Raw genomic sequence first — 21,835 nt, 5'->3', positions numbered from 1 at the left:
ACTCGCCATGCTCGACCCCGCCACCCTCGTGCTCTTTGGCGGCGCCTGCGTCGCGCTGGCCATGACGCCCGGCCCCGACATGCTGCTGATCGCCTCGCGCAGCGCCGCGCAGGGCAGGGCCGCCGGCTTCGCCTCGCTGGCCGGCATCCAGGCCGGCACCTACTGCCACGCGCTGCTCGCGGCCTTCGGCCTGTCGCAGCTGTTCGTGGCGGTGCCCATGGCCTATGACGTGGTCCGCTTCGCCGGCGCGCTCTACCTGCTGTACCTGGCCGTGCGCGCGTTCCGCTCGCGCCCCGTGTCGCACATGCCCGATGCGGGCCGGGCCCGCTCGCCCGTGCGCGAAGTCTTCCTGCAAGGCCTGCTGACCAACCTGCTCAACCCCAAGATGGCGCTGTTCGTGCTGGCGCTGTTCCCGCAGTTCGTGCGCCCGCAGGACGGCTCGGTGGCCCTGCAGATCCTGGTGCTGGCCACCATCCTCAACGTCATCGGCCTGTTCATCAACGGCGCCGTCATCCTGGCCGCGCACCAGCTCAGCCGGCGCTGGGCGGGACGGCAGCGCGTGTCGCGCTGGCCGCAGTACGTGCTGGGATCGGTGTTCCTGGCGCTGGCGCTGCGCCTGGCCACCGCCAGCCGCAACTGACGCACGCGCTGCATGCAAAAAATCGAAAGCCAGCAATTCCGCATGGCCCTGGACAAGGGCAACACGCATTTCCACGACCTGCACCTGCACGACTGCGCCTTCGACAATTGCGGCCTGTCGATGGTCAAGTATCCGCAACGCATGTCACGCGTGCGGAACGTGACGCTGTCGCAATGTCGTGTCGTGAATTCAGAGATCAAGCCGTGCGTGTTCGAGGACGTGGTGGTCGAAGACCTGTCCACGAATCCCATCCTGCTGGTGTGGGCCTCGCTCTTTCGCCGCGTCACTCTCAAGGGCAAGATCGGCAAGATCAACTTGAACCTGACGCCCGAAGCGTTCTGCACGGATGCGGACCGGCTGCAGCAATTCGAGACCGCCCGCGCCGCGTTCTATGCCGAGACCGATTGGGCGCTGGACATCAGCCAAGCCAAGCTGTTGGGGCTGCGTTGCGAAGGCGTGCCGCTGCACCTGATCCGGCGCGATCCGCAAACGCAGGTGATCCTGGACAAGCGCGGGCGCTATCGTGGGCAGCAGGCGCTGGATGCCAGCTTCGCCAAGGCCTTTCCCGTTGCCGACAGCGTGCTGCGCGGCTTCGATGAATCCGACAAACCCGCCATGCTGCTGGCCGCATCGCTGGGCGCGCCCAAGAAACGGCGCGACGAGGAGCTGGGCGCGATCGCGGAATTGCGCACGCTGGGGTTCCTGGAAGATTGAACCGCGCGCCGCGTCAGCGCCATAGCCAGTAGCCGACCGCGAGCACCACCGCCACCCACAACGCCACGATCACCACCGCGCCCACCCGGCTGCGCGGCTTTTCGCGCTTGGCCTGGATCCACACGTCCGCCTGGTTGCGGCATTCCTGCAGCACATCTGGCGGCAACAGCTTGATGGCCAGCCAGATCAGGCCCGGCAGCAACAGCACGTCATCCAGATAACCCAGCACCGGGATGAAGTCGGGAATCAGGTCGATGGGACTGAGGGCGTAGGCCACCACGAACACGCCCAGCGCCTTGGCGTGCCAGGGCGTGCGGGGGTGCTTGCCGGCGAACCAGAGGGTCAGGCCATCGCGCTTAATGCGCCGGGCCCAGGTTTTTAGGCGGTCGCGGGTTGGCATGGGATGGGCTCTGCGGCTCGGGGAACGGCGATGAATTCCAGGTTGATAACCCGAAGGATAAAACGTGATCGGGCGATCCATGAAAGAATCGTGTGGCTCCCCATCGCGCAGGACATCGCCATGCCGCTTTCCGCCTTGCTGCACACCACCGATCTCGCCGCAACCCGCGACTTTTACGGGTCTGTGCTTGGCTTCACCGTCACCGACTCCGCCGAAGGCACGCTCACGGTGGAGCAACACGGGGGGCGGCTGATCTTCACCACGCTCGATCTGTGGAAGCGGGCGCCAGGATTCAGCGGCACCCTGTATTTCTCGCTTCCCGATGTCGAAGCGTTCTACCGACAGGTCAAGGACAAGACACCCATCGCCTGGCCATTGCAACGCATGGCCTATGGCTCCCATGAGTTCGGGCTGGTGGATGGCGACGGATATACGCTGGCGTTTGTGCAGAGCGTTTGACGCAGACCCGTGGCAAATCAGACCGACGGCTTATTCAGCCCTGGCCTTCACCGAATGCTTCGGCGCCCGGTAATGCGTCGGCACCTTCGGCACCCTGCGCGTGATGGCCGCTGGCGCGCCTCTCGGCGCCGCCAGCGCCTGCGCCAGCAACTTGGCGAACATCTTGCGGATGGCGGAATTGCTGTCGTTCACATCCTGTTTGCCATACAACCGGAACAGCCAGAATTGCCGCTCGGCGTCGCACCAGTAATAGATGACTCGCAAGCCGCTACGCTTGCCCCGGCTGCGCTGCGGGTCGACGTAACGCAGCTTGCGCAGTCCGCCGGTGCCTTCGATGACAACGCCGGCCTCGGGCAGTTTCAACATCAGGCATTGCAGCGCGCGAAATTCGTCGTCGGCCAGGAATTCCTCGCGATGGCGAGAGAATTCGGGCAGCTCGACAAACAGGGCATTCATGGCAACGCACGCGTATCGCGTCTGGGGATCGACTGAAGCCCATTTTGACGGGCTTCATGTCGTCCATGCGTGTGCCGAGCGTGGGTTTCGGACGAAGCGAATGACGCGGCTTTGTGCCTGCGCGGCGTGCCGTGCACTTACACGACCGCCCTCAGAACGGCTTCACCACCACCAGCAGAATGATCAGCACCGGCGCGGCCAGCACCACCGGCATCAGCCGCGCACGGCCCGCCTCGGAGGCATCACCCGCCGCCTCCGCCAGCCGCCGCAGCCGTCCCGCCTGCATCCCGTGCACCGCCGCCAGCAACAGCACCAACGCCAGCTTCACCGACAGCCACCCGCTGCCAAACCAGCCCGCGCTCGTCGCCAGATACACGCCGCTGGCCAACGCACCCATCATCGCCGGCGTGGTCAACAGCCGTTCCCACTTGCGCAGCAGCCGCAGGCGCGCCAGCTCCTGCGGCAAGGCCGGCCCCGGCAGCTTGTCGGCCGCGGCCAGCACGAACGCCTGCACCACCATCCCCGCCACCCAGAACAGCACCAGCGCCAGGTGCAGCGACTTGATCAGCAGATACGCCATCGCTCACGCCTACCGCGCGCGGCGCAGCGAACGCGCGATCACAAAGCCGCCAAACGGCACCAGCGTCGCCACCAACGTCCACACCAGCCGCTGGCGCGGCCAGCCCTGCGCCGACGCCACATTGCACGCCAGCGCGATATAGACCATGAACGCCACCCCATGTACCGGCCCCACCCACGACACCCCTTGCGGCATCCCGGCCAGATGCTTCAACGGCACCGCGATGCCCAGCAGCGCCAACAGCGTCACGCCTTCCAGCATGGCCGCCCACTTGAACAGGGCAGGGGTCGAAGCATCGGAGTCTTTCAGGGGCATGGCAGCGTCTCGCAACAGGATGAGCGGCATTGTCCGGGCTGGCGCAATCGTCAGCCATTGGCCAAAATGCCAATCTTCGAAAGAAATCCGCCAACCGTGCTCCGCCGTCCGCCCGACCTGTCCCAAGGCCCAGCCCCATGCCCCCGCCCACCCCGCACCGCGTCGCCGTGCTCGCCTTCGACGGCCTCGTCGCGGGTGACCTGTCCATCCCCTGCGAGATCTTCCAGCTCGCCGAAACCCTCGACGGCCGCCGCCCCTACGCCGTGCAGGTCCACGCCAGCAAACCCCGCGTCCGCACCCACGCCTACGACCTGCACATCCGCCACCGCCTGGACGCCGCTCGCGGCGCCGACACCCTCGTCATCCCCGGCCTGGCCGACCCGGCCGACAGCGTCCCGGACGACATCCTCGACCTGATCCGCCACGCCCACGCCCGGGGCGCCCGCATCGCCTCCATCTGCACCGGCGCCTTCGTCCTCGCCGCCAGCGGCATCCTCGACGGCCTCAAAGCCACCACCCACTGGAAAGCCGCCGGCCTGCTCGCGCGCCGCTACCCCGCCATCGACGTCAACCCCAACGTCCTTTTCGTCGACAACGGCCAGGTCCTGACCTCCGCCGGCGCCGCCGCCGGCATGGACCTGTGCCTGCACATGATCAAGCGCGACCACGGCGCAGCCGTCGCCGCCAACAGCGCCCGTCTGGCCGTCGTGCCGCTGGAACGCGCCGGCGGCCAGGCGCAATTCATTGTCCGGCCCACACCGGCCTCGCACACCGACCTGACGCCGCTGCTGCACTGGATCGAACACCGGCTGGCCGAGAACCTGACCGTCGCCGCGCTAGCCGCCCAGGCCGCGGTCAGCGTGCGCACCTTGAACCGGCGGTTTCAGGAACTGCTGGGGGTGAGTCCGCTGCAATGGGTGATCCAGGCCCGCGTGAATCGTGCGCGCGGGATGCTGGAGACGACGGACCTGCCGGTGGAGCGGGTGGCGATGGAGGTGGGGTTCGGGTCAGCGGTGTCGCTGCGCGAGCATTTCACGGGGATCGTGGGGACGAGCCCGATGGGGTATCGACGGGCGTTTCGGCGGGCGGCGTGAGGGTGGCTTGATGCTTGGGGGATGGGACGGCCTGACGCTTGGTGGTCTGGAACTGGCCTGACGCGTTGCGCGGCAGGCCGTTGGTCTTTTTCTGGTTACTGGATCGAGCGCGGCGCGTTGTGCGTGGCGGCGTCGAACGCGGCGTCATCGGCGTAGGCGCGGGCCGATTCCAGCATGGCGTCGGTCAGGGTGCCGAGGTGATCGCACAGGCCTTCCACGCCGCCCATCAACGCGGCCACCGTCCATGCGTCCAGCGGCTGGTTGCCGGTGGCGGCGGGCTCCGACGCGCTATTGCCGACCAGGCGGGCGATGGTCTGGATGGCGTAGCGGGCGCGTTCGATGTTGTAGAGGTGGGAGAGGGGGACCGGGCCGTGCTCGGGGTCGGTGTCGACCAGCCAGGGGTTTTGGGTGAGGGGGTGGGATTGCATGGACTTCCTCCGACGATGTGGAAACCCCGCTGCCCCACTTCCAAATGGGGCGGGCGGGCACAGGACAAGGTTGGAAGACCGGATCGTCGGAACCGGCGTGCGGCTAGCGCACCCCTGCCAAGGCCCGCCCATTGGGCGTGCGGAGGCTTGCTGACCCTAAGGGGTTGGCATCGACGAATTTTCCGGCTTCCACACCGGGGTACCGTTGGTGGCGGTAGTGGAGTAAGTATACGGTGACGACTGCTGTGCCTTCTGCCAAGTAGTCAGTTTGGCCATAGCGAGTGTCGGAACAATCATCACATGGTGTCTGGTTTCGACCCGTTGAGCTTTTCAAACGCTGCCTAGGAACGGCTGCAAAGCAACGATTTACGCCGGTCACAGTCATGCAAGCAGCTGCTGCTCTCAACGTACAGCGTCGCTGCCATTCAAAATCACTGCAGTCGGATAGCGCGACTAGCCACTACCGTCAATGTAAGCTCTACTCAGCGTATATACCCATCACATCTTTCGCGGCGACACTGCCAAGACGGCATCGATTGTTTCCGCCGCCCTTCGGGCTGAAGCGCCTTGAACGTAGAAGCCCAGCTCAAGTGAATAGTTGAAGGACCAAGTCGTCATGTTGGAAGACCCCAGGTAGCACTGATTGTTGTCTGCGACAACCACTTTCGCGTGAAACGTTTCATACTGCCCGGCACCTTTGGCGAGGCGGAATTCGAATACCGAAACGCTTAGTCCCGCGAGGCGCTGCTTGGCCGCAATAATAGCTTGCGCATGGGCCTGTCTGACCACAAGACACCGCTCAACTTTCGGGTGCGTCATCTCGAAAAGGGATAGAACACGATCAAGTCCATCAGCGTCAAGAAAGGGCGTCATCACAAGGAACCGCCGATCTGCCGAAACAGCCATCCGCTGGAAAGTGTCCCCAGTCTCTTGTAAGCCCCAATCGCCCCGAAGGGATTGAGCCAGAGCAGAACTAAATATACTTGGCGAGGGTGGTCTTGATAGCACCACGGACACCCGATCCGCATCTTCGTGCACTTTCGTGCGATATACCGCTATTCCTAGTAGCATCAGCGAAAGTTCGTAGCAGACAGCCGGAGATAACGTCAATCTCCAGGTAGTTTCGCTCTCTTTAACAGCAGCGCCGGCCCTACAAACGGATGCTAGCGCCTCCCGCACCGTCTCGAGACGCGCGGTGGAGACACCAGCAATTTTTGCAAGCTCCTTAACGCTCGACGGAGTTCGGAGTCGACCTTTTGATCCCTGCACGAAGATCGGAGCCAAGAGTTCGGCAAAGCGAGCCACCTCAAGGAGGACAGCAATCGCCTCATTTTTCATTGCGGGCAATCACCTCGAGATATCCTGGAATTCGCATGCCGGCATGCGTTGCATCTTCGCGAGGAGCAAGCCCTCCTCCCAGCACGGAACGCGAAAGCAGTCGGTTAGACGCAATACAAGACGTTTCTGGCACAACAATGCAATCGGGGCAAGCCCCTCCCTTCGTTTCGCATAAGCTGCCCGAACCGCACAGTAGAGACTCTTGCGCGCCTAGGTGCTTAAGAAATTCAGTATTGGAATTTCGCCAAAGGGCCGACATGTATCCTAGGTCCATCGTAGTGGCATTGCGATACACGACGAAGGCCATATCGCATGGAAAAAGGTACTCACTAAGAGAGCCAAGGTCGAGACCCGAAAACTCTGAAACCGCCTTCATGACCACATGTGCATAAGTATGAAGTAGGGTATAGCAGTATCGGTAGGTGGAGGCATCCGCCGGAATCAAGTCGGAGAAAAATCGCCCAAACGGCTGAGCTCGTTCCAGCAAATGCGCGTTCAGCTTGGCCGTCTCGTGGGGATTCCAGTCGGGCAAATCTGCAACGTTCACCTCTCTCAACCAAGCCAAAACCTGCTCTGGAGAAAGTTGAACGTAGATGGCCTCATTCTTCTGCGTTACAGTGTAGATAGGCCGCTTACGGGAATCCCTAAAGGGATCGAACAGATTCAATCTAACCGGCAGGCGTAGAGTTCCAGAGTCCTTCTTTTCAATGATGGGTTCATTGGACATTCTTGTATACCCATGGGTAAAGCGACACAGCTCGAACTCGCGGATCAGTCCAATCTTCTCTATACCCAGTCTCGCAGCAACCCTCTTAGTAGTGCTCATCTGAGACAACATCTGTTCGTCGTCACGAGGTCCTATGATTCTGTCTGGTGCCGTGAAAAGAACGAAGGGTGCACGTTCACCTGGCAGCGTTGACGCTTCGAGCGTTCCTCGCTTGAGAGCCTCGTGCTCGACTGCTAGAAGCACCGGATCATAGCGGCTCCCATAGCTTTGACGTTGCATAACCTGCGCCAAGAACGAAGGCGGAGCCTCCGTGCGTTCGGGTATGAGGCCGGGTATTTCTCGCCAACTCTCAACCATCTTCGAGAGTACTCCACGCAAGTCTTCCTTGTTTGACTCCGCCATCGGTCCGCTCAACATTTCCTCGAGAGCTCGGTATGGCGTCAACTGTGCTGCAGCGCCTTTCTGTTCCATAACCTGCAGAATTTCTTCTGTGGTCAAGGGCGCTGAACCAATTCCATACCAGCCCGCCAAACTATTAGCCAGGTCAGACCTTCGCTCCTCTCTCAACAACTCCAGAAGTTTCTGCTGCTCCTTTCCAAACACAATGAACTGATCACTGTGCGGATAGAACGATGCCGTTGCACGATAGCTAATAGGCTCCATCCGTCGCCACCTGGGGGGGCGATTGAAGCACTCGTCGCCAAGAATCTCCGTAGTCTCCTTATCGTTTTGCAACCAAGAGTCGCCGGCCTTGTGGCCAGCTTCACATGTGAAAAACCATTGACCTATTCTTGGCGACTTGTCATTTAGGAAAAACTTACTGCTACCGCACTGTCGGCACCCGACCGGTCGATATGAATCTTGCTCAGCTTGGCTCCACTCCCAACGGCCAGGGTGCGGGGCGCTCCATCCACCAGACCAGTGAACGAAAATGACATCGAGCTGCCTCCAAGTGCATCGACTCCCATCAGTCTTGCAGGGTTCGCCTGTTAGTCTTGGAAGTGACGCTGCCGCCTCTTTCACAGTATCAAATTGATGAAATCGGCCGCATTTGTTGCAAACAAAAGAAGCCGGGCCAGGGATATATCCAACAAGAGTTGGGTTAACCAGTTGGAACTGATTGGGCGAAAGCGCCTTGTAGTTCCCCTCCGGCAGGAGCGCCTTATCGATGCACTGCCTAGGCAAGGGACGATGCTTATCGTCACCTGCTTCCTGCGCTCTGGCGTACCAACTTCTCCAAGTCTCTTGAAGTCGCTCAAAGAGTTGTCGCTGTGCCTCTGTCGGCAACTGCACCTCCTTAGCATTCACATCTTCCAAAGGTACTGCCACACATGCTCCCAGTCCGCCCTCGAAGGTGAAAATCGAACCAGGTGCGTAAGATGATGCGAGTTGGCCTCGTGACCTGCTCATGGCTTGCGGTGCGGGCTTAGCGGGGCCCTCTCTGAAGTAGCTTCCCGAGCGCGCCATCATTGCTCTCCCAAGACATCGTCATTTGCAGAGCCGAACCGAGTGAATCGCATGATTGTGCGAGCATCGTCGGAGTCAAGTCCTTTACCGTTGAAATCGCGATACGCGAACCTGATAGATCCAGCTTCGTCAACATCTCGAAGCGAGGTCATCGGACGCTGAAGCGAGCTTGGGCGTTCCTTATAGAATTCGCCGATGGACTGCTCCGCCATCGACCTATCTGAAGCCCAATCAGAGAGCTGCTGAACGACGCGTTGGCGTATATCTTCAAGGTAGTGCTCCTTGTGATATGGCGCGAACGTGTCATTGTCTAGTCCCAGTGCCTTGTAGATGAACGAGCATGCGCCATCAACCAAGACCGCACCCTGTTTCTCGAAGAGAGAGTTCGTATTGGGTATCCAAGAAAGGTCTCGCACGGACTTTTTGCTTTCTGGAGGTTCAAGAGTGACCTCCTTCACGAAGCGAATGCCTGCCAGATAGGTCTGCAAGAGACTAGGCAGTACTCGTTCGATGGCTTTGTCAGCCCAGCGGTCTATAGCTGCTGGCGCAACCATGCGCTCGAGGAATCGGTGGTAGCTGTCGAAAACCTGAATCACATACCTATCTCGTCGGCGTTGAGGCGTCGGCAACAACACCACGAATCCAACATGTGTTCGTCCAACGCGAGATGAGGCCTGTATATACTCTGCCACGTCAGAAGGCATACCTGCAAAGAACATCGAATTGAACTCCTCAACGTCAACACCATGGGAGATGGCAGACGTCGCAATTACAGATCGCAGCTCACTTGTAAGTGGGCCGAAAGGCTGACCTGGATCCGGCCGCCGTTGAGCTTCCCGCACAGTGGCTTGAATCTCCCCTTGGGCCACCGAGCCAGTTATCAGGCGAGTTTGCAGATCGGAGATGTCAAGTCCGAGGTCCTCATGCTTTTTGCGAGTCTCTTCGAACTCCGCAGCCATGATTTGGTCGCCGCCCTTTTTGTTCGTCACATACGTCAGTGAGATGCGATGCAAGTCGACCAATGTCGCGAGCGCGTCAGGAGTTGCAGTTTCGATATGCTGCAGGTAGATGGAGTGGAGTGGACCGTCGGATATGCCATCTTTTAGTAGCGCTCTGGCCTTTGACACCTCCGCTTCATCTGTCGAGGTGAGACCAAGCATCAGGCGAGATACAAGAGCATGAAAACTCGCAAGTACGGCAACGGTAGTTGCCGTATGTGGCCGACCGTTGGTTAAGAAGGCTGCATAGACTCGGCTCCAAGATGCCCAAGCTTCGGTATTCACATCTCGCAATACGTCCCGAACAGGACCGTCTTTGGAGGCTGCTGGGTTGGCGTAGAAGGACTCGTACAAACTCTCCCCTGGATAGGGAAACTGCATCGCTGGAACTTCTCTTTGGTAGAGGTGCTCCATCTGCCGCTCGGGGTCGGAAACCGTAGCGGAAGCAGCAATCACCTTGGCTCTTCGGCGCTTGATTCCATCAGGCTCTCTAATGACGAGCCCCCTGAGTACCTTACCCAATTCCTCGAAGATGGCGTCTAGCGAAGATTCGAAGATGCCCGCAAATGTGCCCAACGATTCGTCTAGCAAGTGCGCTTCGTCCTGGATCAGCAGACTCGGAAATGGGTCAAAGAACCCTGAAGCACCGCGTGGGTACGAGGGCGAGAGGAGCTCGTAGCCCAAAGACTCGGGGTCACCATCGAACTCTTTTGGGGACTTCGGCATCTTCAAACGTCCCGTTTCACGATGCCTCCACGGGGCCGCGCCGAACATGCCATAGATGTTTCGGAGGGTACTGGTTGACTGCCCGATAAGCGCGAGCTTGTCGACCGTCCCTAACACGACGCTTGGAGCGATTGCATAGATATCCGTGTCGCAGATATAGAACGGAAGCGGACTCCACCCACCCTCGTTCGAAGCGCATTGGAGATTTGTGCAGACGTGACCAAGTAAGCTATCTAGCTCCCCAAATACCCGAAGTGCGGTCGGTTGACCACAGAATGGGCAAGCAGGAATTTTGTTCCAAGCATCGAACTGGAGGCGATAGCGACTCGAATCAGCATTGAGTAACTTGCGCTCGTTTTTCTCGGTAGGAAGACTGTCCTTAAGCAGTGGAATGTCATCAAACCCTGGCGCTTTGGGGTGGTTTGGAGAACCACCACTACCGACCCAGAACCCAATCGAGAACGGAGCCCCAACAACACCTCTACGCTTACGAACCAGTTCTGCTTTGGCGAGCACCACGGCGCATCGCTGCGCCTGTTGAATTGTCAGCAAACGAAGGGGATAACGCATCATCGCGGTCACCCCGAAGGCTTTACCGCGCAAGCGGTCGAAGAATAGGGTGAATGCAAGAAGTCCAAAAAAGGCCTCTGACTTGCCCCCCCCGGTTGCAAAGTAGAGCAACGTGACCGTGTCATCTCGGAATTTGTCGTAGTGCTGATGGAATGACTTCAGCCTGGTGGCCATGGCTGGAATGTGCGCCACGATGAATGCTAGCTGGAATAGCCGCCACTCCCCCTTATCATTTTTGAGCTTCTCTCGCAGGAGGTCAGCCATCGCCTCGTTCATGCACAACCATGCCTCGAACACGATCGCAGCCTCATCGACTTGCGGCCCCCGCGTTGAGTTCTTTTCCCAAGCGGTACGAGACTCTTGAAGAATCTTCAATCCTGCCTTTATAGCTGCGATTTCTTTTTCCCAAGCAACACAGTCTTTCTCAAATCCGTTCTTCTCGCGCTCACGTCCATTGATATCCGTCGCCTCCAGGCCTGCATCAAGTTGAACCGAATCACTCAGGCTCGAGAACCATCTATCAATCGCAATTCCAAGCGGCAAGACACCGTCCAGCCCCTCGGGTCGGCTCAGAGCAAGAATATTCCGATCGATTCCTGCATGCTCTTTCGGGATAATTCGAGGTTGGGTGTATCTCGGCGACCAGGTGGTACGGAGCACCATCTCTCGCTCTGTTTTCTGAATTACCTTCACACCACCATTGAAGCCTGTCGCCGGATAAGCCAAATATCGGTTGTACCGGTATGAAGGTTTTACCCGACCTAGTTTTAATTCCTTGAGCTGTTCGTTGGAAATCAAAGTCTCAAGCGACACTTGAAAAACGCTTGTTTCAGTGAAGTCATCCGATGAATCTTGAGACCGGTTCTCCAGAAGAACCTGAACTGTTGTTTCATCTGGATTGAGCCAGTTAGGAATCAGAGTGACGTCCCACTCAAGCTTGAATGCAGGCAGCTCTATCTTGGGCTCCTTTCGCATATCGACCAAAAAAGCATCCCAACCCTTATATTGAGAAGGAAAGACTTTTCTCCCCTTGCGTATTCCCCAATCCTTCCCCTGCGTTGATTGCGCCCACTCCGCGATCGCAAAATGCACAGCTCCGTTCAGCTCCGCTGAGCAGACATCAAGCTCCCGCTTCAATCGTTCAGGAGACCATGAAGCATCGACGACAAGGGCCGGCAGTTTCCCCACATCCAAAGGAATGCGGAACCACTTTTGTGGAATATCGAGTGGCTGTGCATGGTCATCTTTTAGTTCGACGGCAACTGCCTCTGAACTTACTGTGGCTCCCTCAACCTCTGCTGTCAGCTCCCTGTCGATCAACTCACTAACTGAAGAGGTGGACGTTGCCGTAGTGGTGTAATCAAGTAGTGCATCCGGATTCTTCACACTTTGCAAATTGATGGGGAGCCCCATCACCCTATGAATCTCTTCGCGGACGCGTTTTTCTGTTTCTTTCCATTTCGGATGTTTGTTTCGGCTCTGCTCCCCTTCTTCAGTCTTGAGTTTGCGCCACGATGCCTCGAGTGCTGCTTTCGTTTGGTCTTGAAGCGCCTTTCGGGTCTCGTCGTTTACGCGAAAGGAGAGTTGCATATTGGATCGGCGAAGGTCCTCGCTCGTTGGAAGAACGCGTACATACACCTGAAAAGATGGCTTGACCGTGAACTTGACCGCGTGGCCACTCTTGACGTGAAAATTCAGCCCATGGGAATAAATCTGAATTGGCTGCGTGACTTCGTCTCCATCGCCCAGCTCGGCTGGTCTTGGCAGCAGGAAGGCAGAATTTAGGATGCTTCTTGGGCGGGCCCCAAAAAGCTCAGAACCTTCTGGCCCATGCCCCGAAATAGCGAAGAAGGTTTGATTTATGAGGCTGTCCACCACTGCCTCTTTCAGCCCAGTCGGGATTTCAGACGGATCAACTCTGGACACTGATTCAGCCATTTTTCACCCTCATGGATTCTTGAACCGCCTCTACGGTGTATACGTTATCCTGTGCCATCAAGAACAATCGATGGACAACAGCCGGGTCCAGCCTCTGATGTACGGCAAACGACTCTTGCGCCATGAGGAGGTCTGTATATGCATCTGAAACACGACGTCCGTCTGCTCTTCTTGTTCCCCGCATTGGTTGAATGACGGTTTTCCAGAAGAGGAGCATTTCGACGGGTGACAGACCGACGGCCTCCGCAAAGTACTTAAAGTGAGCCTCCTTTTGAGGCGCGTGAGGTTGGTTTTCTTCAAATGCCACGGTGAGCCATCTACTAGCGTCTATCCACGCTCGAATAGTGTTGACCGTCGGGAAGTCGTGAGGGCACCCGGGCATATTCTGAATCACCTCCCTCAGCCGCTCCGCCTTGTCGGTCAGCGTTTTTCCAAAGAGACGTTCTTCGACCAGTCCGGCAATGCGAGTGTGGTACTGATGAAGCAGCGATTCGAAACGCTTGTCGTTGGATATGGAGACGCCTGCAGACTTCAGTGCACCTTCTGTTAGCTCTCGAAGTTCGCCAGACATTACAAGAACTTGATCGCCGGGCTTGAGACTCTTGACCTGCACAGCTCTGAAGCCTCGCGTTAGAGGTTGCCCCTCTATGGGATCATAGAGATAGATTGTTGTCGCGGGACTACGAACAAGAACTTTTCCACTATCGAGAACTAGTTTCCAAGCATCTGGGTCGTCCGGCTCGCTCTCGTTGATATGCCCAGAGAGACCCGCTTCAAACGAAAAGGCCGGAAGAACAAAGTCTTCTCGAGAGAGCTTTGTGTCTTCGATGTCAGGATACGCACTAAGCTGAGATAGCAGCTTGGCCATGCGAGGTTTAAGGCCTTGCATGCCTGCAATGCCCTCAATAGCATGCAGTGAAGATTTCAGGTATGCCGCGTTTCTGGCTGTGAGAAGTAAGTAGGCACGCCCATAAATACGCTCATCCGAAATCAACAGACGAAGTCCTTCTTCATCCAGTCCAGCAAAGACTACGGTCGAATCGCTGTTGCACTTGAGCACTTCATCCAATGTCGCGCTTGGAACGAGACGAAGCCTGTCTTTTAGAATGCCGTAGCCCTCACCAGGAGCAAATCCATCATAACTGTAGGTTTCAAAGAAGCGCTCTGCGAGCTTTCGCGCAGTCGGGTGAGTGAAGACGAGGACGCATTTTTCCTCCCCACGTGTGTGCTCTTCGATCAGTCGCGCCAGCAGCTGGACGAACGGCGTTCCGTTTTCATAGGCGCGCCACATGTCGTCCGCTTGGTTGACTAGCGCCTTCAGTTTCGCAGCATCAGGATAGGTCGATGAGTTGATGAGCTCAGTAAGAGGCACTCTCCGGCTTGGCCATAAGAAGTCCTTACGCACATTCATTGGCAAATCAGCCTCGCTAAGCCAGTTAGTCAAGACCTTGACGCTTGAAGGCATCGATGCCAGTCGGTTCAAGAAGGTGATTGCCTGCGACAGCAGTTCCCTCTCTTGTTCGGCTTGAGCGCGTTTTTTAAGCGCCTCGAAGCCAAGTACCACAGATGCCGCTGTCCTGTCGGTCTCTGTGACCACATAGTCCAGCGCAGATGGAGGACGGAATCGAGAAAGCTCTGGAGGGGTAACCCCTTCACCAGTCGTGGTGAAGGGTATTCCCAGGGGGCTCACCCGCAGAATTGGATTGAGACGACTTGCTAATCCGTTGGCACTCTTGGACCTTTTGTCCAGTTCCCTCAGTAGTTGCATACGAACGTGCGGGTCATCTGAAACCACGACGACGCTTGGCAAATCGCTTCCAAATACCGCTGTCAGAATGTCCAAGAAACGAATGATCATCGGACGCCAGTTGGTAATCGACTTCCTTGTACCCTTCATGAGGTCTAGGACGATTACGTCTGGGCGTCCCCCACGCCTAAGCTTGCGGAGGATTAACTCTACAGCCTCTCCCGACGAACGCCACCCCAGCGCCATCAATGCATCAGGGGCTGAAGAAAAATCGCTCACCGCCCGAATAAGGTCGTTTAGAGCTCGGGTCCAACTCCGGTTTCCCAGTTGACCCTTCACTCGCCTTAGCAAGTCGCCGTCGCTAGCCGACCAATTGCCAGAATCATCCCCGCTATAAAAATGAGGTAGCAACTCGGAAAGTGTCGGGTCGATGCCACCACCTTCGTCCAAATGCTCATTATTAAGGCACGTTAGGAATGGGTCCTTCTCATGCATCGAGACGGTAACTAGCGGGTTGGGCATTCCTCCAGGGGACTCACACTGGCTAGCGGCGAGGGAAGCGATCTCCTTCCTGTCAGCGACGATATGGTTAAGACCGTGCAGAAAGTTTGCTTTTGCGGGATAAATGAGCGTCCTAATTCCCCTCTTGTTCCCGGCGTGCCACTCAGATAAGGTGGCTGTGGCATGAACGAGTGCGAGCCGCTTTAGAGATCCAGGCCATAGGAGAATGCTCTTATGGGCCCTAGTTTTTGCAGCTTGAACGAGAGCGGCGGCAAGTCTCTCCACTCCCTCGTGAACGGCAACGGGTAACCCACTTTCAAGTCTCTTAAGGCTAAATCCTGGTGAGCGGCATTCCTCGGCCAATGGCGTGTCGTACGGTGGCGCGCTCGTCTCTTCACTCTCTCTTGGCATGGGCTCGACCGAGTACGGGCCGGCTTGTGCTGGCGGTTTGCCAATCTTTAAAAGCCGTGCGGCAATAGCCTTTTTCTTTTCAAGCGCCTCGGCCCTGTCCAATCGACTTAAAGTCAACGAAGATCTGATCATCTCAGGCCCATCCCGACTGTGCCTTCATACCTACTCTCCGGTCATTTATTTAAATGCTTTCCGTATGGCGCTCTCCAGGTCGTGCCCCTTGGCCAGGTGCGCCCTTAGCTTGCGCGGACACGGGAGAGGTAACTCGCGCAGTTCATACGCGCCGACGTTCGATGAACCTGAAAGCGCCCGATATAATCTGTCGACCAAGTTTGTCTGCAGGATGGCGGCCATTTCCTGAGGAGTCCAACTACTGTTTTGCGCTTGGAGAAGCGCAATGACATGGTTCTCACACACATATGCCATGTGCTTGGCGAGTAACGCTTCTGGCAGAGCTGCTGCGACCAGTCGTCTAGTTTGATCTGTAGAGGTCAGCCGTTGAAGCAGCACTGCAGGCCGAGTTAGTACTCCCGCGCCTTCTTTGGAGGGCACTTCAATGAAGACTTCCCCGGATCGGTGGCTTCGGTGATGGCGGCGGCCGTGCACAAAAGCGCCTTGGGGGGTGATATCCGTGGCCCATATCAGGGGTACGACTAAGCCATCACCACTCCCCCTATATGTCTCATATGTAATTCGTTCGCTGCGATAGGCCACCATAGAGCCGATTCTTGGCGTGTATCCATAATCCTTCAAGCGATGGGGAGACTTAGCGGAGAGACTTAGTAGTGACTTGTCTTTTACCGACCGAGGGAAGACCCAAGGACCTCCGTCATTCCTAAGGCGAATGACACCAATTTCCTCAAAGCCAGTTTCTGTCCAAACCGATACTCTAGACTCTTGCCCTTTTCTAGGGGGCGTTGCCCGCATTGTGGCAATCGCTGTCTCTTGCTCGACATTCAAGAAGGTTGCCGAACGATTGCCGAGGAGGTCTACAGAGTGGACCTTTGCGACCGCACACATGTGTTTCCGCAGACTTGAGAAATATGGACCTGTTAGGTAGCTGGTCGGCGTAAGGAGGCCGACAAGGCCACCAGGTGCGACAAGCTGTAGAGATTGCTCCATGAACAGCGCATAGATGTTGGGCTGCCCCTGAAGTGCATGTTCATAGCAGCCTCGATACGGCGCGGCCTCCTTAGCGCTGAGCTTGCGATACGGTGGGTTGCAGATGACAACGGCTGGGCGAGAAGCGCCTCGCCATTTGCGCAAACCATCGCCCTCCGTAATCCGGACTTTCAGCGGCTGTCCGGCTGCATGCAGCAACGGTGCCAGGGCAAGGTTTAAGAAGACCTTGGACAGCCGAATAAGGGCATTGCTGGTGTCGTTGCCGCTAAGGTTCTTGCTGATTTGGTCGACGATTTCCCGAGCCGGTAAGCCCCGCTCTTGCAGGGCTTTTGACATTCGAAGCGCGACTGGAACCAAAAAGGCGGCTCCTCCACAGGCAGGGTCGTGCCAGTGGTCGTCCGTTAAACTTGCGCCCTGCGCAAGCAGGGCGTCAATGACCCGCCCTGCCAATACCGGATGCGTGAAATAGAGAGCTCTCTGCTTTCTGACTTTGTCCCCGACTAAGGTTGCGTATGCGGTAGCTATCCAATAAGCGGCTTCTTCAAATTTCTCAAGCGTCGCAAGCCAGTCTACAAATGTGATTACGCGGGGGTCGACAACAAGTTCGGCAGCTTTATTGGGTGTTCTCTTCGGTGTCAGATTGGGCTGCACACGCTGTGTCCAGACATATAGCAATGCCGATGCAACAACTTCGGCCGACCCTTGATCACAGGCGACCAGTCGTTTAAGCGCAGCAATCCTTCTTCCGAACTGGACCCGAGCCTCAGCCGGTATTACCATTGAACCGCCCCCCTAATTTCGTCGGTTGCATAGTTATCTCTTTATACTCTTTTTGTACTTTCGTTACACAACGCTCAGGAATTTAGCCGTTAACGGTGCCGGCTGCGATACCGCACCGTTCTTCAAATTAACATCCCGTGACGGACAACCTAACTTTCCATCCGCAATTTCTTCAGAACGATTCCCATCATCCACTGTAGATAATCGCTAATGCTGTCCTTAGCGAGGGAATCCAGCCGCAAGCAGTCATTCACTGGGGTGCGTACAAGAGCTGCTTATGATTAAAAACGGCCCTTGACTTGTTGTCTACGCTCTATAAGTAAGTAGCCAAGCAAATAAGACAAGGGCCGCAAAAGCGACCCTTGTTTCACCCACCATCAGACTCTAATCAAGCCTTACGCACCTGCGCAATCAACCCATCCAACTGCGTAAGCATCGTATCGATTTCTTCCGCCGTCACATTCAACGCCGGCATGAAGCGCAGCAGATTGCCACGCGGCGCATTCAGCAGCAGACCATTGGGCGACAGGTTGCGCGCGGCTTCGACGATGGCCGGACCATCATCCCGATCCATCACCAGCGCGCGCAGCAGGCCCATCCCACGCTCGCCCTTCATACCGTACTTGGCCGACAGCGCCAGCAGGCCTTCGGACAATTGCTTGGCACGGGCATTCACCGCTTCCATAAAGCCAGGCGCAGCCAGCGCATCAAACACCGCCACCCCCACAGCCGCCATCAACGGATTCCCGTTATACGTGCCCCCCTGGTCCCCATGCGAGAACACGCAAACTTCCTGACGCGCCAAGAGAGCAGCCAACGGCACCCCACCACCAATCCCCTTGGCCAGCGTCATGATGTCCGGCACCACGTCGGATTGCTGGTAGGCGAACAGGGTACCGGTGCGCCCCATCCCCGTCTGCACTTCATCAACAATGAACAGCAGCTTGTGCTCATCCGCCAGCTTGCGCAGGCCCTGCATGAATTCCTTCGTCGCCGGGATGACGCCAGCTTCGCCCTGCACAGGTTCGAGCATGATGGCGACGGTCTGATCATCGATCAGCTTGCGCACCGATTCCAGATCATTGATCTCGGCCTTCGGGAAACCTTCCACCTGCGGCGCGAACATCTTGTCCCAGCCCGGCTTGCCGGACGCGGACATCGTGGCCAGGGTGCGGCCGTGGAAGCCGTGGTTCATGGTGATGATCTTGTAGGCGCCCTTCTTGTTGACCTGGCCCCATTTGCGCGCCAGCTTGATGGCGCCTTCGTTGGCTTCGCCGCCGCTGTTGGCGAAGAAGACGCGGTCGAAGACCGAGGCGCTGGTCAGGCGGGTGGCCAGTTCGATGGAGGGCAGGTTGTAGAACGCCGGCGACGGGTTCATCAGCAGCTTGGACTGGTCCAGCAGGGCCTTCTGCATTTCTGGGGCGCTGTGGCCCAGGGTGTTGACGGCCCAGCCCTGGACGAAGTCCAGGTATCGCTTGCCCGCGTGATCCTCCAGCCAGGACCCCTGGCCGCGCACGAACACGAGGTCCGGACGGGAGGTGATCTCCATGAGGGCGTTGACGTTGTACTGGCTGAATTCCATGGCGGTTCCTGCTGAAAGGAGAGAACAGGGGTTGAAAAAGAAGGGGAAACGCTAAATGCCGAATTTAGCACCGGCGGGGGAATGCTATCGTGACGCACCCCCAGCCGATCCGCCCCACGGCCGCCCCAAAAGGGCCGCTTGCGCGGGGCTCTCTATTTTATGCAACAGGGCCGGCGCCGGACGCCGCGCTTTGTCGCTTTTTACTGACCGATCATGACACGAATTCTTTCCAGTCTTGCCGCCGGCCTGGTGCTGGCGGCGGCCGCGACGGCCGCGCATGCCGAGTATCCCGACCGTCCCATCCGCCTGATCGTGCCGTTCCCGCCGGGGCAGGCCACCGATATCTTCGCCCGCGCGCTGGCCGAGAAGCTGGGCACCGCCGTCAAACAACCGATCGTGGTGGAGAACCGCGCCGGCGCCGGCAGCAATATCGGCATGGAGCAGGCCGCGCGCGCGACGCCGGACGGTTACACGCTGGTGATCGCGGGCTCGGCCGCGGCGGTGAACCAGACGCTGTACAAGACCATCAACTACAGCCTGACCAAGGATTTCGCGCCGGTGTCGGGGGTGTTCTCGGTGCCGCTGATGTTCCTGGCGACGCCGGCCTCGGGCATCACATCGCTGCAACAGTTGGTCAAGCAGGCGCGCGCCAATCCGGGCGAGCTGGCGTATGCCAGCGCCGGCATCGGCGGCACGCAGCATCTGTCGGCCGAGATGTTCAAGGCGGCGGCCAATATCGACATCCGCCATATTCCGTACAAGGGCAGCGGCCCGGCGCAGGCGGATTTCCTGGGGCACCAGGTGCCGCTGATGGTGGATTCGGTGACGGCGGGGCTGCCGCACGTGCAGAGCAAGAAGGCGGTGGCGCTGGCGGTGACGACGGCCAAGCGCCTGCCGCAGTTGCCGGACGTGCCGACGGTGGCCGAGAGCGGTTATCCGGGTTTCGAGGCGATCGGCTGGGCGGCGGTGCTGGCGCCCCGTGATACGCCGCCGGCCATTACCAACTACCTGAGCCAGCAGATCGGCCACGTGCTGGGCACGCCGGAGATGCAGAAGTTCTTCCGCGACTGCGGCGCGGAGCCGATGCCGATGAAGCCCGAGGCCACCGGCGCGTTCATCGCTGGCGAGGTCGACAAGTGGGGCAAGGCGGTCAAGCAGTCGGGCGCGCAGGTGGACTGACGGCGCCTTGACGAGGACGCGGGCGGCGCGGGGCGCGGGATGCCTTGCGATAGGCCCGCCGTGAAATTCGTCGAAAGAGGGGCATGGCGCACGCGTGCGCCATGCCCAGGCAATGAAGCGGAGGCGGTGGCAGCAATGCCACCGCCTCCGTTCGCGTTCAGGTGTTGTCTTTCACCGTCTGGGTCGGCCCGTTGGTCTTGACGGAGGCGATACCGTTGTCGCGGGCGCTGGTGCTGGAATACATCTCGCTGCGCCCGATGGTCTGGCCGTTGGTGGCGGTCAGGGTGAAGTAGGGCGAGCCGTTAGTGGCCGTCTTGCGCTCGTAGCGCGCGTCGGTCGGCGAATTCTGCCGGACCGAGGCGATGCCGTCCTGGGCGCTGGCCTTGCTGGTGTAGCGCTCGCTGGTGAGGATGACTTCATGGTTCGCGGCTTTCAGGTTGAACATGAACTGATCGCCGCTGCGCTTCAACTCGTAGTAACCACTCATGGAAATCTCCGTTGTCGGGATGGCTTCAAGGATTGGCTGATACTGCGATGCGTGCACGTGAACGCCGGTCGATAGTAACGGATGTTTACAGGCGGTGGATGCCGTAGGGCCATCGCCATGCGCCGGATGCGTGGCCCCGTGCCACGGCCCGCCGCGATCGGCATCCCCGCGAGATAGGGACGCGGCCCATTCCGGTGCCGGCAATGCGCCGCCATGGCGCGCCGCGCACCACCGCGGTGCGGCCGCGGGTCGCTCGCCGGGGCCGTCCGCGGTACCGCCCGCAGTGCTACCCAATGGCACGGAACTTGCTTTTCCAGTTTTGTATACCGAATTGGTGTGCAACGCTCGACCCCGCTCCCGGGGCGGCGCGCCCTGGAGAGTTCCTCATGAACCGTAGAACCCTGTTGCTGTCCCTCTGCACTGCCGCCACGCTGCTGGCCGCGCCGCTCACGCATGCCGACACCCTGGACGACATCGTCAAGCGCGGCACCCTCAAGGTCGCGGTGCCGCAGGACTTCCCGCCGTTCGGCTCGGTCGGCGCCGACATGAAGCCGCTGGGCTATGACATCGACACGGCCGCGCTGATCGCCAAGCAGCTGGGCGTGAAGCTGGAGCTGGTGCCGGTGACCAGCGCCAACCGCGTGCCGTACCTGCAGACCCGCAAGGTGGACCTGGTGATTTCCAGCCTGGGCAAGAATCCGGAGCGCGAGAAGGCGATCGATTTCTCCGACGCGTATGCGCCGTTCTTCAACGGCGTGTTCGGCCCGGCCGACCTGAAGGTGGCGTCGGCCGCCGACCTGGCGGGCAAGACCATCGGCGTGACGCGCGGCGCGGTCGAGGACATCGAGCTGACCAAGATCGCCCCGCCCACGGCCACGCTCAAGCGCTATGAAGACAACAACGGCACCATCACCGCCTTCCTGTCGGGCCAGGTGCCGCTGATCGCCACGGGCAACGTGGTGGCGGCCGCGATCCTGGCGCGCAACCCGCCGAAGAAGCCCGAGACCAAGTTCCTGATCAAGGATTCGCCCTGCTACATCGGCCTGAACAAGGACGAGCCGAAGCTGCGCGCCAAGGTCAACGAGATCCTGGCCAACGCCAAGCGCGACGGCTCGCTGACGGCGATCTCCAGGAAGTGGCTGGGCGCCGATCTGCCCAAGGATCTGTAAGGCTGGC

Annotated in this window: 18 protein-coding genes; 6 read left to right on the top strand and 12 right to left on the bottom strand. The window is 58.8% G+C overall.

The genetic code is table 11. The annotated features are described in order from the left end of the window. Positions 1-7 precede the first annotated feature (7 nt). Both ACVN9Z_RS07615 and ACVN9Z_RS07610 read left to right on the top strand, forming a co-directional pair. Positions 8-640, top strand: coding sequence for a LysE family translocator (locus ACVN9Z_RS07615; RefSeq protein ID WP_054440073.1), 633 nt, complete (start codon positions 8-10; stop codon positions 638-640). A gap of 12 nt (positions 641-652) precedes the next feature. Next, positions 653-1,354: a hypothetical protein gene (locus ACVN9Z_RS07610; protein ID WP_458213302.1), complete on the top strand. Its 702-nt coding sequence runs from the start codon at positions 653-655 to the stop codon at positions 1,352-1,354. 13 nt (positions 1,355-1,367) lie between these two features. Here ACVN9Z_RS07610 and ACVN9Z_RS07605 read toward each other — a convergent pair whose 3' ends face one another. After that, positions 1,368-1,754 (bottom strand): YkvA family protein, encoded by a 387-nt coding sequence (locus tag ACVN9Z_RS07605; protein WP_458213301.1) that lies wholly within the window; start codon positions 1,752-1,754, stop codon positions 1,368-1,370. A 90-nt stretch (positions 1,755-1,844) separates the two neighbouring features. Here ACVN9Z_RS07605 and ACVN9Z_RS07600 point away from each other — a divergent pair, with 90 nt between their 5' ends. Continuing rightward, positions 1,845-2,213: a VOC family protein gene (locus ACVN9Z_RS07600; RefSeq protein ID WP_458213300.1), complete on the top strand. Its 369-nt coding sequence runs from the start codon at positions 1,845-1,847 to the stop codon at positions 2,211-2,213. 30 nt (positions 2,214-2,243) lie between these two features. Here the strand turns inward: ACVN9Z_RS07600 and ACVN9Z_RS07595 are convergent, their stop codons facing one another. The 3 genes from ACVN9Z_RS07595 to ACVN9Z_RS07585 all read right to left on the bottom strand — a co-directional run bounded on the left by ACVN9Z_RS07595 (position 2,244) and on the right by ACVN9Z_RS07585 (position 3,564). Beyond that, complete coding sequence (locus ACVN9Z_RS07595) at positions 2,244-2,669, bottom strand: hypothetical protein (RefSeq protein ID WP_047992402.1); 426 nt, start codon at positions 2,667-2,669, stop codon at positions 2,244-2,246. A gap of 151 nt (positions 2,670-2,820) precedes the next feature. Beyond that, positions 2,821-3,249 carry a CopD family protein gene (locus tag ACVN9Z_RS07590; RefSeq protein ID WP_458213299.1) on the bottom strand — a complete coding sequence of 143 codons (429 nt, stop codon included), beginning with the start codon at positions 3,247-3,249 and terminating at the stop codon, positions 2,821-2,823. A gap of 9 nt (positions 3,250-3,258) precedes the next feature. Further along, positions 3,259-3,564 carry a DUF3817 domain-containing protein gene (locus ACVN9Z_RS07585; protein WP_458213298.1) on the bottom strand — a complete coding sequence of 102 codons (306 nt, stop codon included), beginning with the start codon at positions 3,562-3,564 and terminating at the stop codon, positions 3,259-3,261. A 137-nt stretch (positions 3,565-3,701) separates the two neighbouring features. On the opposite strand from ACVN9Z_RS07585, the gene ACVN9Z_RS07580 reads away from it, so the two are divergent. Further along, entirely contained in the window at positions 3,702-4,658 is a 957-nt protein-coding gene (locus ACVN9Z_RS07580; protein WP_458213297.1) for a GlxA family transcriptional regulator, read from the top strand. A gap of 95 nt (positions 4,659-4,753) precedes the next feature. Here ACVN9Z_RS07580 and ACVN9Z_RS07575 read toward each other — a convergent pair whose 3' ends face one another. The 7 genes from ACVN9Z_RS07575 to ACVN9Z_RS07545 form a co-directional block, all read right to left on the bottom strand. Beyond that, positions 4,754-5,086 carry a hypothetical protein gene (locus ACVN9Z_RS07575; protein ID WP_458213296.1) on the bottom strand — a complete coding sequence of 111 codons (333 nt, stop codon included), beginning with the start codon at positions 5,084-5,086 and terminating at the stop codon, positions 4,754-4,756. A gap of 498 nt (positions 5,087-5,584) precedes the next feature. Further along, on the bottom strand, positions 5,585-6,424 hold the full coding sequence (locus ACVN9Z_RS07570) for a phospholipase D-like domain-containing protein (protein WP_081335563.1): 840 nt from the start codon (positions 6,422-6,424) through the stop codon (positions 5,585-5,587). Further along, positions 6,414-7,814 (bottom strand): hypothetical protein, encoded by a 1,401-nt coding sequence (locus tag ACVN9Z_RS07565; protein WP_458213295.1) that lies wholly within the window; start codon positions 7,812-7,814, stop codon positions 6,414-6,416. Before ACVN9Z_RS07565 ends, ACVN9Z_RS07570 begins: the two co-directional genes overlap by 11 nt. Before the next feature lie 803 nt (positions 7,815-8,617). Beyond that, complete coding sequence (locus ACVN9Z_RS07560) at positions 8,618-12,850, bottom strand: helicase-related protein (RefSeq protein WP_458213294.1); 4,233 nt, start codon at positions 12,848-12,850, stop codon at positions 8,618-8,620. Further along, positions 12,843-15,641 (bottom strand): hypothetical protein, encoded by a 2,799-nt coding sequence (locus tag ACVN9Z_RS07555; protein ID WP_458213293.1) that lies wholly within the window; start codon positions 15,639-15,641, stop codon positions 12,843-12,845. Before ACVN9Z_RS07555 ends, ACVN9Z_RS07560 begins: the two co-directional genes overlap by 8 nt. A 45-nt stretch (positions 15,642-15,686) precedes the next feature. Continuing rightward, a complete protein-coding gene (locus tag ACVN9Z_RS07550; RefSeq protein ID WP_458213292.1) occupies positions 15,687-17,282 on the bottom strand; it encodes an Eco57I restriction-modification methylase domain-containing protein in 1,596 nt (531 codons plus the stop codon). Positions 17,283-17,799: 517 nt separating this feature from the next. Then, positions 17,800-18,993 (bottom strand): acetylornithine transaminase, encoded by a 1,194-nt coding sequence (locus ACVN9Z_RS07545; RefSeq protein ID WP_458213291.1) that lies wholly within the window; start codon positions 18,991-18,993, stop codon positions 17,800-17,802. Positions 18,994-19,206: 213 nt separating this feature from the next. Here ACVN9Z_RS07545 and ACVN9Z_RS07540 point away from each other — a divergent pair, with 213 nt between their 5' ends. Then, positions 19,207-20,172, top strand: a complete 966-nt coding sequence (locus ACVN9Z_RS07540) for a Bug family tripartite tricarboxylate transporter substrate binding protein (protein ID WP_458213290.1) — start codon at positions 19,207-19,209, stop codon at positions 20,170-20,172. A gap of 157 nt (positions 20,173-20,329) precedes the next feature. Here the strand turns inward: ACVN9Z_RS07540 and ACVN9Z_RS07535 are convergent, their stop codons facing one another. Then, positions 20,330-20,659 carry a YegP family protein gene (locus ACVN9Z_RS07535; protein ID WP_047992394.1) on the bottom strand — a complete coding sequence of 110 codons (330 nt, stop codon included), beginning with the start codon at positions 20,657-20,659 and terminating at the stop codon, positions 20,330-20,332. Between the two features lie 386 nt (positions 20,660-21,045). Between ACVN9Z_RS07535 and ACVN9Z_RS07530 the strand changes: the two genes are divergently transcribed. Beyond that, positions 21,046-21,828, top strand: a complete 783-nt coding sequence (locus ACVN9Z_RS07530; RefSeq protein ID WP_020925705.1) for a transporter substrate-binding domain-containing protein — start codon at positions 21,046-21,048, stop codon at positions 21,826-21,828. Positions 21,829-21,835 lie beyond the last annotated feature (7 nt).

This window comes from Achromobacter sp. KK8, assembly GCF_054188005.1.
The sequence above is the reverse complement of the archived record's forward strand: the minus strand, read 5'-3'. Positions and strand labels throughout refer to the sequence as shown.